This window comes from Streptomyces sp. NRRL F-2664 (assembly GCF_000719345.1).
In the GTDB taxonomy this organism is placed as follows: Bacteria; Actinomycetota; Actinomycetes; order Streptomycetales; family Streptomycetaceae; genus Streptomyces.
Window position 1 is genome coordinate 1 of record NZ_JOFX01000433.1, and the last position, 343, is coordinate 343.

Here is a 343-nt window from a genome sequence, read left to right on the forward strand (position 1 = left end):
GTACGGGCGAGGCTGGCGTGGAGGATGCAGCCGGTGATCAAACCCGCCGCGCTGATCCTTGATGAGACCGGCTTCCTCAAGGACGGGGACGCGTCGGCGGGTGTGGCACGGCAGTACACCGGCACGGCGGGCAAGGTCACCAACTGCCAGGCCGGTGTCTCGCTGCACCCGGCCCCCGACCACGCCTCTGCGGCTGTCGACTGGCGTCTGTTCGGTCGTGTCCCGTGGAGTGGTGTAGCCGATCAATCCGGGGTGGTGTGGTGGTGGACGGCGGGGGGAAGTGGGTGGAGCCGATGGCCGCCCGGCTGGGTGAGGACGGCAATCGGCAGGCGTTGGCCCACTT

The 343-nt window shown here is 69.4% G+C and carries 1 pseudogene; it reads left to right on the plus strand.

Going from position 1 to position 343, the window contains the following annotated elements:
• A pseudogene (locus tag IF89_RS44250) lies at nucleotides 1–175 on the plus strand (transposase); the annotation flags it as partial.
• Nucleotides 176–343 lie beyond the last annotated feature (168 nt).